Source organism: Microbispora sp. H10836, from assembly GCF_012999525.1.
In the GTDB taxonomy this organism is placed as follows: Bacteria; Actinomycetota; Actinomycetes; order Streptosporangiales; family Streptosporangiaceae; genus Microbispora.
Map to the genome: position 1 here is coordinate 84,178 of NZ_JABBWU010000003.1, position 12,809 is coordinate 96,986.

A 12,809-nucleotide genomic window follows, 5' to 3' on the forward strand; every position below is an offset into this window, starting at 1 on the left:
CGTATCGACGTCCGCGACCAGCCGTGCGGTAGCGTCGCGGCATGAGTCAGGCGGTGCGGGTGGTTTGGGACGACGCTCTGGTTTCCTACGATTTCGGGCCCGGCCATCCGCTCGCGCCCGTACGCGTCGAGCTCACCATGGCACTCGCCCGCGACCTGGGCGTGCTCGACGCCGCGGAGATGACCCGCTGCGTCCCCGCGACCGAGGACGAGATCGCGCTGGTGCACAACCGGGACTACATCGAGGCGGTCAAGAACGTCTCCAAGGACGGCCGCCCGGACCTGCGCTACGGGCTCGGCACCGAGGACAATCCCGCCTTCGTGGGCGTCCACGAGGCCTCCGCCCTGGTCACGGGGGCGACGCTGGCCGCCGCCAGGGCGGTGTGGACGGGTGAGGCCGAGCACGCGGTCAACGTCGCAGGCGGGCTGCACCACGCCATGCCCGGCGCCGCCAGCGGCTTCTGCGTCTACAACGACCCGGCCGTCGCCATCGCGTGGCTGCTGTCGCAGGGCGCGACCAGGATCGCGTACGTGGACGTGGACGTGCACCACGGCGACGGCGTGCAGACGGCGTTCTACGACGACCCGAGGGTGCTCACGATCAGCCTGCACGAGAGCCCGCGCACGCTGTTCCCCGGCACCGGCTTCCCGCAGGAAACCGGCGCGGAGGGCACGGCGGTCAACGTCGCGCTGCCGGCCGGGTGCGGCGACACCGGGTGGCTGCGCGCCTTCCACGCGGTGGTCCCGCCGCTGCTGCGGCATTTCCAGCCGCAGATCCTGGTCACCCAGCAGGGCTGCGACAGCCACGCCCTCGACCCGCTGGCCCACCTGATGCTCAGCCTCGACGGGCAGCGCACGGCGTACGCCGCGCTGCACCGGCTGGCCCACGAGACCGCGGGGGGCCGGTGGATCGCGGTGGGCGGCGGGGGATACGAGCTGGTCCAGGTCGTGCCGCGGGCGTGGACCCACCTGATCGCCGAGGCGGTGGGACGCCCCGTCGATCCGTCGACCGAGACCCCGGCGACCTGGCGGACCTTCGTGCGGGAGCACACGGGGGAGATCCCGCCGCTGCGGATGACGGACGGACGGCATCCGCAATGGCGTGACATTTCGGAGGGGTACGATCCAGCCGACGCCGTCGACCGGGCCGTCATCGCGACCAGGAAGGCGGTGTTCCCCTTCCACGGGCTGGACCCCATGCCGTAGCCGTGGCGCCGGAATCACGCCGAGTCGAGGAGCGCTGTACCTGTCGTGACCCTTCCACCCTCCCGAGCCGAACTGCGCGAACACCTCGTCAGGACCGCCATCGCCGGTGACGTGGCGACCAGCCGCGAGAACAACCTCGATCACTACCGGTCGCTCGCGCTGCGCGACCCGCACTACCTCTTCGGGCTCAGCTTCGAGGGCGAGTGGTCCTACCACGAGGTGCTCGCGCTGATGGCCGAGAAGGCAGGGGTGGTCGCGGATCCCGGGCACCGCGAGGGTCCCGACACCATCGACCCCGAGCGGACCATCGACGCCGTCGAGGAGATGGGCGAGCGGATCGCGAAGGTGCTGCGGCGCGCCTCGCCCCGGATCGTGCTCGCCACCGGTCACCCGACCGGTCTGCTCACCATCCACCTCGCGCTGGCGCGGTTCCTCGCGGAGAACGGGGCGACCCTGCTCTTCCCGGCCGAGGGGTGGACGCACATCGGCGGCCTGGGCCGCCGCAGGCGGATCCGCTACCTGGACGGCGTGGCGATGCTGGAGGACCGGGGCACGTTCGTCCACACCCACGAGGCGGTGCCGATGGAGGCGATGCTGGCCGAGGAGCGGCCCGACTTCGTGATCGCCGATCACGGCTGGGCCGGGGCCGCGGGCGAGGCCGGGGTCGAGACCGTGGGTTTCGCCGACAGCAACGACCCGGCGCTGTTCGTGGGCGAGGCCGAGGGGAAGATCGCGGTCACCGTTCCCCTGGACGACAACGTGCTACCCCGCTTCTACGCTCCGTTGACGGCGTACCTGCTCGCCCGGGTCGCCCGCAGCCTCTGACTCCCCTTCCGGACCTCCCAAACCGGGCATTTCGCGCCCGCTTTTGCGCCTCTGTGCCGACCGTTTGCCAACTTTTTTCTGTGCCTGGGCGACTCTAATGGGAGAGAAGTTGGTCCGTTCCAAGGTTGAGGCGAGGGGCACGGTCCGGCTGCTGCCAGCGACTTTCCTGGTTTTGACGGCATACGGCTCTGATGACTGATGGAATGAGGGGTTTGCCTAGTCGGAGTCCGGACTTACGCTGACGGCAGTACACGTGCGTGAGCAATGGCACCAGTGGGGATAACCCGGAAACACGTGCGGAAGAGGCGTCCGATGGGTGCAGGCGAAAGACCTCTCAGCGAGGTGAAGTTCTTGACGGTGGCCGAGGTGGCGACCGTCATGCGGGTGTCCAAGATGACCGTGTACCGGCTTGTGCACTCCGGTGAGTTACCGGCCATCCGTGTCGGCCGGTCCTTCAGGGTGCCCGAGCAGGCGGTCCACGACTACTTGCGGGACGCGTTCATCGAAGCAGGGTGAACCGCCCGGGAGGCCGCGCTTGACGGTGGCGTGGCCGACTCCCGGCCGATGCGGGGTCCCCCGGGGGAGCGATCTACCACGGATCGCCGGTAGTCTGTTGAGCCGGTGTGCGCTCGCGCGCCGGTTGGACAGTCACACCTTCACCTGGGGGTCCCGTGGGCTCTGTGATCAAGAAGCGCCGCAAGCGCATGGCCAAGAAGAAGCACCGCAAGCTGCTGAAGAAGACCCGTATCCAGCGGCGTAACAAGAAGTAGCCGAGACGGAGCGCGCACCGGTCCTCAGGGACCGGGCGACCGTGAACACGCACACCCCCGGCGAGGCCTCGATGACTCGTACTGTGCTGGTCACCGGCGTCTCCGGTCACGTCGGCGCTCGTGTGGCGATCGCGCTCGCGGCCGACCCGGAGATCGACCGGGTCATCGGCGTGGACACGGCACCGCCGCCATCCCCTGCCGGGGAGGACGGCGCGGTGCTCGGCCGCACCGAGTTCGTCCGGGTCGCGTTGCGCAGTCCCGACCTGGTCAAGGTCATCAGGGACGCCGACGTCGACACCGTCGTGCACCTCAGCCTGGTCAGCGGCCCCGGCGGCGGCCGGGCCGGTGACACCGGCGGCCGGTCGGCCATGAAGGAGCACAACGTCATCGGGACGATGCAGCTGCTCGCGGCGTGTCAGCGCTCCGCCACGGTGCGCCGGGTGGTCGTGCGGTCCACCACGGCCGTGTACGGCTCCTCGCCGCACGCTCCGGCCGTGTTCACCGAGGACACCATGCCGGTGGAGGTGTCCCATCACGGCTACGCCAGGGACGCCACAGAGGTGGAGACGTACGTGCGGGGCTTCGCCCGGCGCCGGCCCGACGTGACGACGACCACGCTGCGGTTCGCCAACCTCATGGGACCGGGCGTGGACTCGCCGCTGACGCGGTACTTCTCCCAGCCCGTGCTGCCCACCGTGCTCGGGTTCGACCCCCGGCTGCAGTTCGTCCACGAGGACGACGCGGTCGAGGTGCTGTGCCGTACGGCGCGGGCCGACCACGCCGGTGTGTTCAACGTCTCGGGCGACGGCGTCCTGCTGCTGTCGCAGTGCGCGCGGCGCACGGGCCGGCCGGTGGTCCCGATGCCGTCTCCCGCCTTCCGCCTCGTCAGCGGGGTCGCCAGGGGCGCACGGCTGGTGGACTTCTCGCCCGAGCAGCTGTCGCTCATGAGCCACGGCCGCGCGGTGGACACCACCAGGCTCGCCGCCGAACTCGGCTGGCGGCCGAAGTACAGCACCGCGGCGGCGTTCGACGACTTCCTCCGCTCCCGCGGCGGCCCCGGCGAGCTGCCGCGCGCCGTGGTCGACTGGCTGGCCGATCTCCTGACGGGACGCTGATGGACGACTTCCGGGACCGGCACACGGCGGAGGGCGCGGCTGGAGGCGCGGCCGACGGGCGGCTCGCCGAGCTGTTCGCCTTCCTGCGGCGCAGGATCACCGGCGAGTACGAGGTCGACGAGTTCGGCTACGACCCCGAGCTCAACGAGAGGGTGCTGCTGGAGGCGTTGCGCCCGCTCTACCGGCACTGGTTCAGGACCGAGGCCCTCGGCCTGGGCAACGTGCCGGCCGACAGCGGCGCGCTGATCGTGGCCAACCATTCCGGCACGTTGCCCGTGGACGCGCTGATGCTGCAGGTCGCGATGCACGACGAGCTGGGCAGGCCGCTGCGTCTGCTCGGCGCCCACCTGGTCTACCAGCTGCCCGTGCTCGGGCACCTGGCCCGCAAGTCCGGGCACACGCTCGCGTGCCCCGAGGACGCCGACCGGCTGCTGCGCAAGGGCGAGGTCGTCGGCGTCTTTCCCGAGGGATTCAAGGGCATCGGCAAGCCGTTCTCCGAGCGCTACCGGCTCCAGCGGTTCGGCCGGGGCGGGTTCGTGGCGTCGGCGATCAGAGCCGGGGTGCCGATCGTGCCGTGTGCCATCGTGGGGGCGGAGGAGATCTACCCCAAGATCGGTGACCTCCCGTCGCTCGCCCGGCTGCTCGGCCTGCCGTACCTGCCGATCACGCCGCTGTTCCCCTGGCTCGGGCCGCTCGGCCTGCTCCCGCTGCCGTCGAAGTGGCTGATCGAGTTCGGCGAGCCGATCCGGACCGACGAGTACGCCCCGGAGGAGGCCGACGACCCCATGCTGGTCTTCGACCTGACCGACCACGTCCGGGAGATCATGCAGGGGCAGCTCGACGCCCTGCGGCTGCGCCGGGGACCGGCGTTCCCCCCGATGGTGATGTGACAACAGAGGCTCCTGCTGCTTCGGCAAGGGCGTCTGACATCGCATAGGGACCGGGTCTAACAAAGCGACCTACTGGTCGGTATGGTGTGCTCACCCTCATCCCCGGAGGAGCACCATGAACAAGGGGCGGAAGGCCGCCCTCGCCGGGCTCGCCCTCGGCCTGGCGATCGGCACCGCGCGACGCGTCCAGACCAGACGGGCGAAGGCCGCACAGGCTCCGGACGGCGCGTCCGCGCGCCGGACGACGGTCACGACCGACGACGGGGTACGTCTGGCCGTCGAGATCGACGACCACCCCGATCCCCGGTGCGCCGTCGTCTTCGCGCACGGCTGGCTGATGAACCGGCACTGCTGGCAGCTCCAGCGCGAGGCCCTGGCGGGCCTGGGCACGCTCGTCTTCTACGACCAGCGCGGGCACGGCGACTCCTCGGCCGGGGCGCTGGAGACGTACACGATCGACCGGCTGGGCGACGACCTGGCCGCCGTCATCGAGGCCGCCGTGCCGGAGGGGCTGCCCGTCGTCCTCGTCGGCCACTCGATGGGCGGCATGACGATCATGGCGCTCGCGGGCCGGCATCCCGGCCTGACCGAGTCGCGGGTGGTGGGCGCGGCGCTGCTCAGCACCTCGTCCGGCGGGCTCGACACCAGCACCTTCGGTCTCCCGGGGCCGTTCGGGCGGCTGGCTCCCCGCGTCGCGACATCGGTGTTCGAGAACATGATGGCCCGTGCCGCGGTCATCGACGCGCGTCCCCGGTTGAAGGGCTGGACGAACCTGCCGGTGACCCGATACGTCGCCTTCGGCAGGGGAGCGAGCCGCCGGCACATCCGAGTGGTGAACGCGATGGCCACGGCGACGCCCACGGAGGTCATGGTCGGGTTCTTCCGGGACTTCCGGGTGCACGACAAGCACGCCGCGCTGAAGGCGCTGGAGACCGTGAAGACGCTCGTCATGGTGGGCGAGCGGGACCGGCTCACTCCGCTCGCCCACAGCCGCAGGATCGCCGAGGCGCTGCCGGGCGCCCGGTTCGTCCGCATCCCCGGCACCGGGCACATGATCGGCTACGAACGCCCCGAGCTGGTGAACCGGGAGCTGACCGCCCTGATCATGCGGGCCGTGGCGGACCGGCCCGTGGCCTGACCACCGCTCACGGCCGCCCTGAGGGGCGTGGGAGGATCCCCGCGGGGCACGCCGGGCGCGTGGTCAGACGACGGAGCGGTAGTGGCGGCGCAGCGCGATGCCGGCGGCGACGCCGCCCGCGATGGCCCCCGCGGTCGCGGCGATCGGCAGGCCGATCATCGTCGCCTTCCGGCCCGTGCGGAAGTCGCGGATGTCCCAGCCGTTCTCCCTGGCGTGCTCGCGCAGTTCGCTGTCCGGGTTGATCGCGTGCGCATGCCCGACCAGGGAGAGCATGGGCAGGTCGTTGGCCGAGTCGCTGTAGGCCGAGCAGCGCGCGAGGTCGAGGCCCTCACGGCGCGCCAGCGCCCGGACGGCCTCGGCCTTGGCAGGGCCGTGCAGCAGGTCGCCGACGAGCCTGCCGGTGTAGGCGCCGTCGGCGGTCTCGGCGACGGTGCCGAGGGCGCCGGTGAGCCCGAGCCGCTGCGCGATGACCCGGGCCAGCTCGACCGGTGTGGCGGTGACCAGCCACACGCGCTGCCCGGCGTCGAGGTGCGCCTGGGCCAGCGCGCGGGTGCCCTGCCACACGCGGTCGGCCATCACGTCGTCGTAGATCTCCTCGCCCAGCCGGACGACCTCGTCCACCTTCAGCCCGGCGACGAAGGCGAGGGCCATCTCCTTGGCCTTCGCGATGTGCTCGGGGTTCTCGTTGCCCCGTACGCGAAACCACGCCTGCCCGAGCGCGAACTTCATGAGGTCACGGCTGGTGAACAGGCCGCGCGCCGCCAGTCCCCGGGCGAAGTGGTAGATCGAGGCGCCGCGCATCATCGTGTTGTCCACGTCGAAGAACGCCGCAGCCGTGAGGTCGGGGACGACCTCGGGGGCGGACACCGCCGCGGCGGCCGCCACCTCACCGGCGATTTCCGCCGCTTCCCGCCGTCGCAATAGCCGCCTCATGGCTCATCAGCTTAACCGCCGGACGGTGCCGGGAACGGGACCAGGGTGTGAGCGGGACATGACGTGTCAACGTCCGGAACCCGTGAACGAGTCGATATAACTTAGATACTGGTTCGCTTTATCGCGATTTTCCTGGTCGAGCTTCGGCAGCAGCGGCTCCACCAGATTGTGCTGTTCACGGGCGAACTTGCGGGCATCGCCGGAGGTCTGTCCCCGCCGGGCCACGCGGCTGAGCGCGGACCTGGTGGTCGTCTCCATGTCGTCGAGAGTCTGCGCGATCAGGCGGCGGCTGTCGGGGGCGGACGTGCCCACCAGAGAGGCGGTCTCGGCCGCCCGCTGCCGTGCCGCCACCATCTCCCGTTTCGCCAGCTCCTCCTCGCTGTACGCGAGGTCGAGCACCGTCGACTCCGCCAGCCTCTTCAGCGGGTACAGCACCTCGCCGGGCACCGAGTGGTAGGTCCGCACACCGGTGCCGAACATCCCCGCCAGCAGCACGCAGAACACCAGCAGGGGGCGCAGCCGTACGAGCGCGGACCGGCGGGGCCGCGGCCGCGGGGGCCCGCCGGCGGGCGGCGCCGCGTGCCTGCCCGCGGCGCGCTCGGCGGCGTGGGCGCGCATCAGCTCGGCACGCAGCCTCTCGCGGAACTCCGGCCTCGGGTCGCCGCTCAGCCGGGAGCGCAGGCCCGCCATGCGCGCGACGGCCCCCCGGGTGCGGGCCGGCGGCTTACGGCGGAACGGACCGCGGTGGCCGGGGACGCCGCGGGTGCGGCCCTTCGACCCGCCGCCCGCCCGGCGCGAGGGTCGCCACCAGCCCATCACCGCTCCCGCCATCCCCCGCTTGACGCCCGGCGGAGATCCGCGCGCTGAGCCGCTGGGAGGCGTTCGCCGCCTCCCGGCCGGCCCGCGGACCCCACCTGAAGATCCGACCTGCCACATGCCCAACGATGGGGTATGGGTAATGGTTACGGGGATCTCAGCCGAGATCGTCGGGAAGCGCCCGGGCGAGCGCCTTGATCGCCCGGAACTGCAGCGCCTTGATCGCCCCGGACTTCTTGCCCATGATCTTCGCCGTCTCGGCGAGCGACATCCCGTGCAGGAAGCGCAGGATCACGCATTCCTGCTGCTCCGCGCCGAGTTGCTTGATCGCCTGCATGACCCGCTCGTTGACCATGTTCGCGACGACCGCATTCTCGGGGATGTGCGGGCCGTCCAGGGGCGTGTCGAGTATCTCGGCGGTGGTCACCTCAAGACGGTTGCGGCCCGACTTGAAGTGGTCGGTGACGAGGTTGCGGGCGATCGTGACCAGCCAGGCGCCGAAGTCGCGGCCCTGCCAGGTGAACTCGGCGATGCCCCGCAGCGCCCGCAGGAACGTCTCGCTCGTCAGGTCCTCGGCCAGCGCGTGGCTGCCGACCCGGAAGTAGACGTACCGGTAGACCAGCTCCAGGTAGTGGTCGTAGAGCATGCCGAACGCCTCGCTGTCGCCGGTCTTGGCGCGCAGCACGAGGCTTCGCATCTCGTCGTACTCGTGCTCGCGGTCGGAGAGACCGGCGGAGCGCGCGGATTGCGCTGCTCCTGCGGCGGCCGGAGGGGACAGCCCGGCCAACGGCCACGTATTCGGCATCCGTTATCCCATGGGGGAAGGGGAGTCGGCGTGCTCGAACACTCTAGAAATCAACGGGAGATAACACAATCCGTTCGGGTGGAGGAATCGCGTTCGGGTGAGGAGACGCGGGTGGTGACATTCCCGTACAGGGCGACCGGCTACCGGTGATGAGCCGATGTCCGGCAGCATGGGTGCCACCATGGAAGTCCTCGTCGCACTCCTCGCGTTCGCCGGCGCCCTGCTCGCCGGCATCACCACCGGCGTCCTCGTCGGGCGTCTCCGTGACGAGCCGGCCGGTTGGCTGATCGCGTGGAGCATCGCCACGGGCGCGCTGGCGTTGTCGCTCGGCGCCATCGCCGTCGGTCACCTCACCGGTTTCGGACCCGTGACGTTCCGGGCGTACCAGATCACCGGGTCGCTGCTGGCGCCGCTGTGGCTGACGATCGGCGTCATCCAGCTCCTGTCGGAGAAGGGCGGCGCCCGCTTCGCCGGCTGGCTCCTCGGCGCCGCGCTCACCGTCGTGGGCACGGTCATCATGGTGCTCGACCCCGTCGTCACCGCCGGGTTCGGCAAGTCGCTGCCCGACGGGCCGGCCCACTGGGACCTGTGGCCGGAGTGGCTGCTGCGGGGCGTCCACGGCCTGGTGGTCTTCCTGCTCCTGCTCTGCCTCGCCATGGCGCTGCTGGCCTGGCGTGACGGCGACGACTACGACGTCGACAACATGAACGCGACCGTCGTGCTCGCCCCGGCGGGCATGGCGATCTCGGGCGTACTCGAATTCGGGCTCCCGGGGCTGGTCGTCGTCGTGGTGCTGGCCGCCTCCGCCGGCGGCGTCTGGTACGCCGTGGCCCGTCCGCTCGCGCCGTACGACGACGAGGACGAGGACGACGAGGCTCCCGAGGAGGAGTGGCAGGGACGGCGCGGCGGCCGGGCCGACAACGCCCTGCGCGCCGAGACCCGTGTGCCCTCCGCGCCCTCCGGGCCGCCCGGGCCGCCGCGCGGGGCTGGAGGCCGCTCCGCAGGGCCCGGCGCGGTTCCGCCAGGGGTTCCCGGAGCGCCGGGTGTGCCGGGAGCGGCCGGGGGGCCGGGAGCGCCGCGCCGATCCGGGCTCGGCGACCTGGTGGCCGAATACCGGGCGGGGGAGCAGGGCGAGGTCGACTACGCCGCCCGCATGCGGCCCTCCGACGGCCGCCCGTCCGCCGACGACTTCGGCGGGCCCGCGACCGGCCAGCTTCTCGCCGCCGACCAGTACGGCCAGCCCCACCGGCCCGAGTACGGCATGCCAGCGGCGTCTCCGGCCGAGCCCGACCGGGCGATGCCCGCCACGGGGGCCCTCTACCCCGGGGCGGAGGTCCCCGACCCGGCCGACCTCGCGGCGAGCTTCGGCGTGGGGTTCGGCGGCAGGTCCCGGCCGCCCATGAACCGCCCGGGCGACGGGCAGGGGGACCGGCCGGCGGGCCGGCCCGCCGGTCAGGGGGGCTCGGTGAAGCCGGCCCCCGGCATCTACGGCCTGCTGACCGTCTTCACGCTGCTCGACGGCTCGGGCGAGGCGTTCGACAAACTGGCCGAGGAGACGGTGGAGGCCGTCCAGCGCAACGAACCCGACACGCTGCTGTTCGTCTGCCACGGCGTCAAGTCGGCGCCGCTCCAGCGCATCGTCTACGAGCTCTACCGGGACGAGGTGGGCTACGGCGAGCACCAGCGCCAGCCGCACATGGAGCGGTTCGCGACCGAGCGGGTGAGGTACGTGCTGGCGGCCAACGTCATCGAGCTCAGCGTGAACGCCGCCAAGGTGGTCCCCCTCCCCACCCGCCAGATCCTGTGACCCCTCCCGGACGGGGTCAGCGGGTGAGGGCCTCGCGGAGCCGGTTCTCGTTCACCCGCCAGTAGTCGTGCTGCACGCCGTCGATCAGCACGACGGGGATCATCTCCCAGTACTCCGCCTGGTCCTCGGGCGAGGCGGTGATGTCGCGTTCCTCCCAGGGAACGCCCAGCTCCGCGGCCACGCGCTCGATCACCGCGCGGGCGTCGTCGCACAGATGGCAGCCGGGCTTGCCGAGCAGTGTGATCCGGTGATCTCGAGGAGCCATGCTCTCGATTATTGCGATCCTCGTGGCCCGGAATGGAGACCGGCGTCCCCTCCTGCGACCCTTGGAACGTGGGAGCAGCGCACGATCACTTTGTGCATCGCTTCACAAAGGCACTAACCTGGTATTCATCCGTCGCATCCGCTGTGCGGCCGGGGGCGTAACCGGCCGACCGTCCCCCTGGAGCCCCGGCAAGTGATCCGCCGTATCCCGCAGGCCCGCGACCGCGGCATTCCCGACGCCACGGTGGCGAGGTTGCCGCTCTATCTGCGCGCGCTCAACGGGATGGCCGAGCGCGGCACGGCGACGGTGAGCTCGGAGGACCTGGCGCTCGCCGCCGGGGTGAACTCCGCCAAGCTCCGCAAGGACCTGTCGCACCTCGGGTCGTACGGCACCCGGGGCGTGGGGTACGACGTGCAGTACCTCATCTACCAGATATCGCGTGAGCTTGGTCTCACTCAGGACTGGGCAGTGGCCATCGTGGGCGTGGGAAACCTCGGCCGGGCGCTGGCCAACTACGGCGGGTTCGCCTCCCGCGGGTTCCGGATCGCCGGCCTGCTCGACGCGGATCCGCACGTCGTGGGCGACCGGATCGCCGGTCTCGTCGTCGAGCACACGGACGAGCTGGAGTCGGTGATCCAGAAGCGCGGGGTGTCGATCGTGGTGATCGCCACCCCCGCCACGGCGGCGCAGCAGGTTTGCGACCGTGTCATCGCGGCCGGTGTCACCAGTATTTTGAACTTCGCCCCCGTCGTCCTGGCTGTGCCTGACGGCGTGGACGTCCGTAAAGTCGATTTATCCATCGAACTGCAGATACTTGCGTTCCACGAGCAGCGCAAGGCTAATGGAGGGCCCATCATGGCCGAGGAGTGGCCGGACGGGGTGGTCATGTGAGTGAGCCATCGATCGGAGCGAGCTCATGAGTGTCCTCGTCGTCGGCCTGAGCCACCGGACCACACCGGTCGCGCTGCTCGAACGTGTCACGGTCAGCGGGGACGCGCTCGTCAAGCTGCTGCACGACGTGCAGGCGGACGAGAACGTGTCCGAGGCGCTGGTCGTCTCGACGTGCAACCGCGTCGAGGTCTACGCCGTCGTCGACCGTTTCCACGGCGGCGTCACCGCGGTGACGAACATGCTCGCCGCGCACTCGGGCCTCCCGCAGGAGATGCTCGCGCGGCACCTGTACGTGCACTACGAGGACCGCGCGGTCCAGCATTTGTTCACCGTCGCCTGCGGGCTCGACTCCATGGTGATCGGCGAGGGGCAGATCCTCGGCCAGATCCGCGGCGCGCTGCGCCTGGCGCAGGAGGAGGGCACGGCCGGGACCACGCTCAACGAGCTGGCCCAGCACGCGCTGCGCGTGGGCAAGCGCGCGCACGCCGACACAAGCATCGACCGCGCCGGCGCGTCCCTGGTCGGCGTGGGGCTGACGCTCGCCGAGCGGGTGCTCGGCCCGATCACCGGCCGGCGCGCCCTGGTCGTGGGCGCGGGCTCGATGAGCTCGCTGTCCACCGCGACGCTGTCCCGCGCGGGCGTGACCGACGTCGTCATCGCCAACCGCACCCGCGAGCGGGCAGAACGGCTCGCCGAGACGGTCGGCGGCCGGGCCGCGGACCTGGCCGACGTCCCCGCCGAGCTGGCGGAGGCCGACCTGGTCATCTCCTGCATCGGCGCCGGGACCCGCACCGTCACCCCCGAGATGATCGGGGACCGCGAGCGCCCGCTGTTCCTCCTCGACCTCGCGCTGCCGCACGACGTGGACCCCGGCGTACGGGCCCTGCCCGGCGTGACGCTGGTCGACCTGAAGTCGATGCAGCAGGACGGCGTGGGCGACGTCTCCGACGGCGGCCGGGCCGAGGCGATCTGCGAGGTCAGGCGCATCGTGGCCGAGGAGGTCACCGCCTACCTCGACGCGGCGCGCGCCGCGCTCGTCACCCCGACGGTCGTGGCCCTGCGCAGCAAGGCCGCCGGGGTCGTCGAGGCCGAGATGGGCCGGCTGCTGTCCCGCCTGCCGGACATCGACGGGCGGATGCGCGACGAGATCACCCAGACTGTGCGGCGGGTCGTGGACAAGCTGCTCCACGAACCGACCGTACGGGTCAAGCGGCTGGCCGCCTCACCGGGCGGCGACCAGTACGCGGAGGCGCTGCGCGAGCTGTTCGGCCTCGACCCGAAGACGCCCGATGCCGTTGCGAGCCTGGAGGTGGAACAGTGACCGTCCCCCTGCGGCTCGGCACCCGCAA

The 12,809-nt window shown here is 71.4% G+C and carries 14 protein-coding genes; 10 read left to right on the forward strand and 4 right to left on the reverse strand.

The genetic code is table 11. The features are described from left to right. Positions 1-41: 41 nt before the first annotated feature. The 7 genes from HHX30_RS07785 to HHX30_RS07815 all read left to right on the forward strand — a co-directional run bounded on the left by HHX30_RS07785 (position 42) and on the right by HHX30_RS07815 (position 5,943). A complete protein-coding gene (locus HHX30_RS07785; RefSeq protein ID WP_169980919.1) occupies positions 42-1,205 on the forward strand; it encodes an acetoin utilization protein AcuC in 1,164 nt (387 codons plus the stop codon). A gap of 45 nt (positions 1,206-1,250) precedes the next feature. Continuing rightward, positions 1,251-2,030 carry a phosphatase gene (locus tag HHX30_RS07790; RefSeq protein ID WP_169980921.1) on the forward strand — a complete coding sequence of 260 codons (780 nt, stop codon included), beginning with the start codon at positions 1,251-1,253 and terminating at the stop codon, positions 2,028-2,030. 312 nt (positions 2,031-2,342) lie between these two features. Continuing rightward, the gene (locus HHX30_RS07795; protein ID WP_030456159.1) at positions 2,343-2,546 is read left to right on the forward strand and encodes a helix-turn-helix domain-containing protein; all 204 of its coding nucleotides are present in this window, start codon (positions 2,343-2,345) and stop codon (positions 2,544-2,546) included. A 155-nt stretch (positions 2,547-2,701) separates the two neighbouring features. Further along, positions 2,702-2,800: a 30S ribosomal protein bS22 gene (locus HHX30_RS07800; protein WP_018654693.1), complete on the forward strand. Its 99-nt coding sequence runs from the start codon at positions 2,702-2,704 to the stop codon at positions 2,798-2,800. A 71-nt stretch (positions 2,801-2,871) separates the two neighbouring features. Further along, positions 2,872-3,915, forward strand: a complete 1,044-nt coding sequence (locus HHX30_RS07805; protein WP_169980923.1) for an NAD-dependent epimerase/dehydratase family protein — start codon at positions 2,872-2,874, stop codon at positions 3,913-3,915. Beyond that, positions 3,915-4,805, forward strand: coding sequence for a lysophospholipid acyltransferase family protein (locus tag HHX30_RS07810; RefSeq protein ID WP_169980925.1), 891 nt, complete (start codon positions 3,915-3,917; stop codon positions 4,803-4,805). Before HHX30_RS07805 ends, HHX30_RS07810 begins: the two co-directional genes overlap by 1 nt. Positions 4,806-4,920: 115 nt before the next feature. Then, positions 4,921-5,943, forward strand: a complete 1,023-nt coding sequence (locus HHX30_RS07815) for an alpha/beta fold hydrolase (protein WP_169980927.1) — start codon at positions 4,921-4,923, stop codon at positions 5,941-5,943. A gap of 63 nt (positions 5,944-6,006) precedes the next feature. On the opposite strand, the gene HHX30_RS07820 is transcribed toward HHX30_RS07815, so the two are convergent. The 3 genes from HHX30_RS07820 to HHX30_RS07830 form a co-directional block, all read right to left on the reverse strand. Continuing rightward, the gene (locus HHX30_RS07820; protein WP_169980930.1) at positions 6,007-6,876 is read right to left on the reverse strand and encodes an HAD family phosphatase; all 870 of its coding nucleotides are present in this window, start codon (positions 6,874-6,876) and stop codon (positions 6,007-6,009) included. A gap of 66 nt (positions 6,877-6,942) precedes the next feature. Next, the gene (locus tag HHX30_RS07825) at positions 6,943-7,692 is read right to left on the reverse strand and encodes a DUF5667 domain-containing protein (RefSeq protein WP_169980932.1); all 750 of its coding nucleotides are present in this window, start codon (positions 7,690-7,692) and stop codon (positions 6,943-6,945) included. A 157-nt stretch (positions 7,693-7,849) separates the two neighbouring features. After that, the gene (locus HHX30_RS07830) at positions 7,850-8,497 is read right to left on the reverse strand and encodes a sigma-70 family RNA polymerase sigma factor (RefSeq protein ID WP_169980934.1); all 648 of its coding nucleotides are present in this window, start codon (positions 8,495-8,497) and stop codon (positions 7,850-7,852) included. Between the two features lie 181 nt (positions 8,498-8,678). On the opposite strand from HHX30_RS07830, the gene HHX30_RS07835 reads away from it, so the two are divergent. Further along, entirely contained in the window at positions 8,679-10,304 is a 1,626-nt protein-coding gene (locus HHX30_RS07835) for a hypothetical protein (protein ID WP_169980936.1), read from the forward strand. A 16-nt stretch (positions 10,305-10,320) separates the two neighbouring features. Here the strand turns inward: HHX30_RS07835 and HHX30_RS07840 are convergent, their stop codons facing one another. Beyond that, positions 10,321-10,569, reverse strand: a complete 249-nt coding sequence (locus HHX30_RS07840) for a glutaredoxin family protein (protein WP_169980938.1) — start codon at positions 10,567-10,569, stop codon at positions 10,321-10,323. A 192-nt stretch (positions 10,570-10,761) separates the two neighbouring features. On the opposite strand from HHX30_RS07840, the gene HHX30_RS07845 reads away from it, so the two are divergent. Beyond that, positions 10,762-11,460 (forward strand): redox-sensing transcriptional repressor Rex, encoded by a 699-nt coding sequence (locus HHX30_RS07845; protein ID WP_169980940.1) that lies wholly within the window; start codon positions 10,762-10,764, stop codon positions 11,458-11,460. A gap of 25 nt (positions 11,461-11,485) precedes the next feature. Beyond that, complete coding sequence (locus tag HHX30_RS07850; RefSeq protein WP_169980942.1) at positions 11,486-12,781, forward strand: glutamyl-tRNA reductase; 1,296 nt, start codon at positions 11,486-11,488, stop codon at positions 12,779-12,781. Positions 12,782-12,809 lie beyond the last annotated feature (28 nt).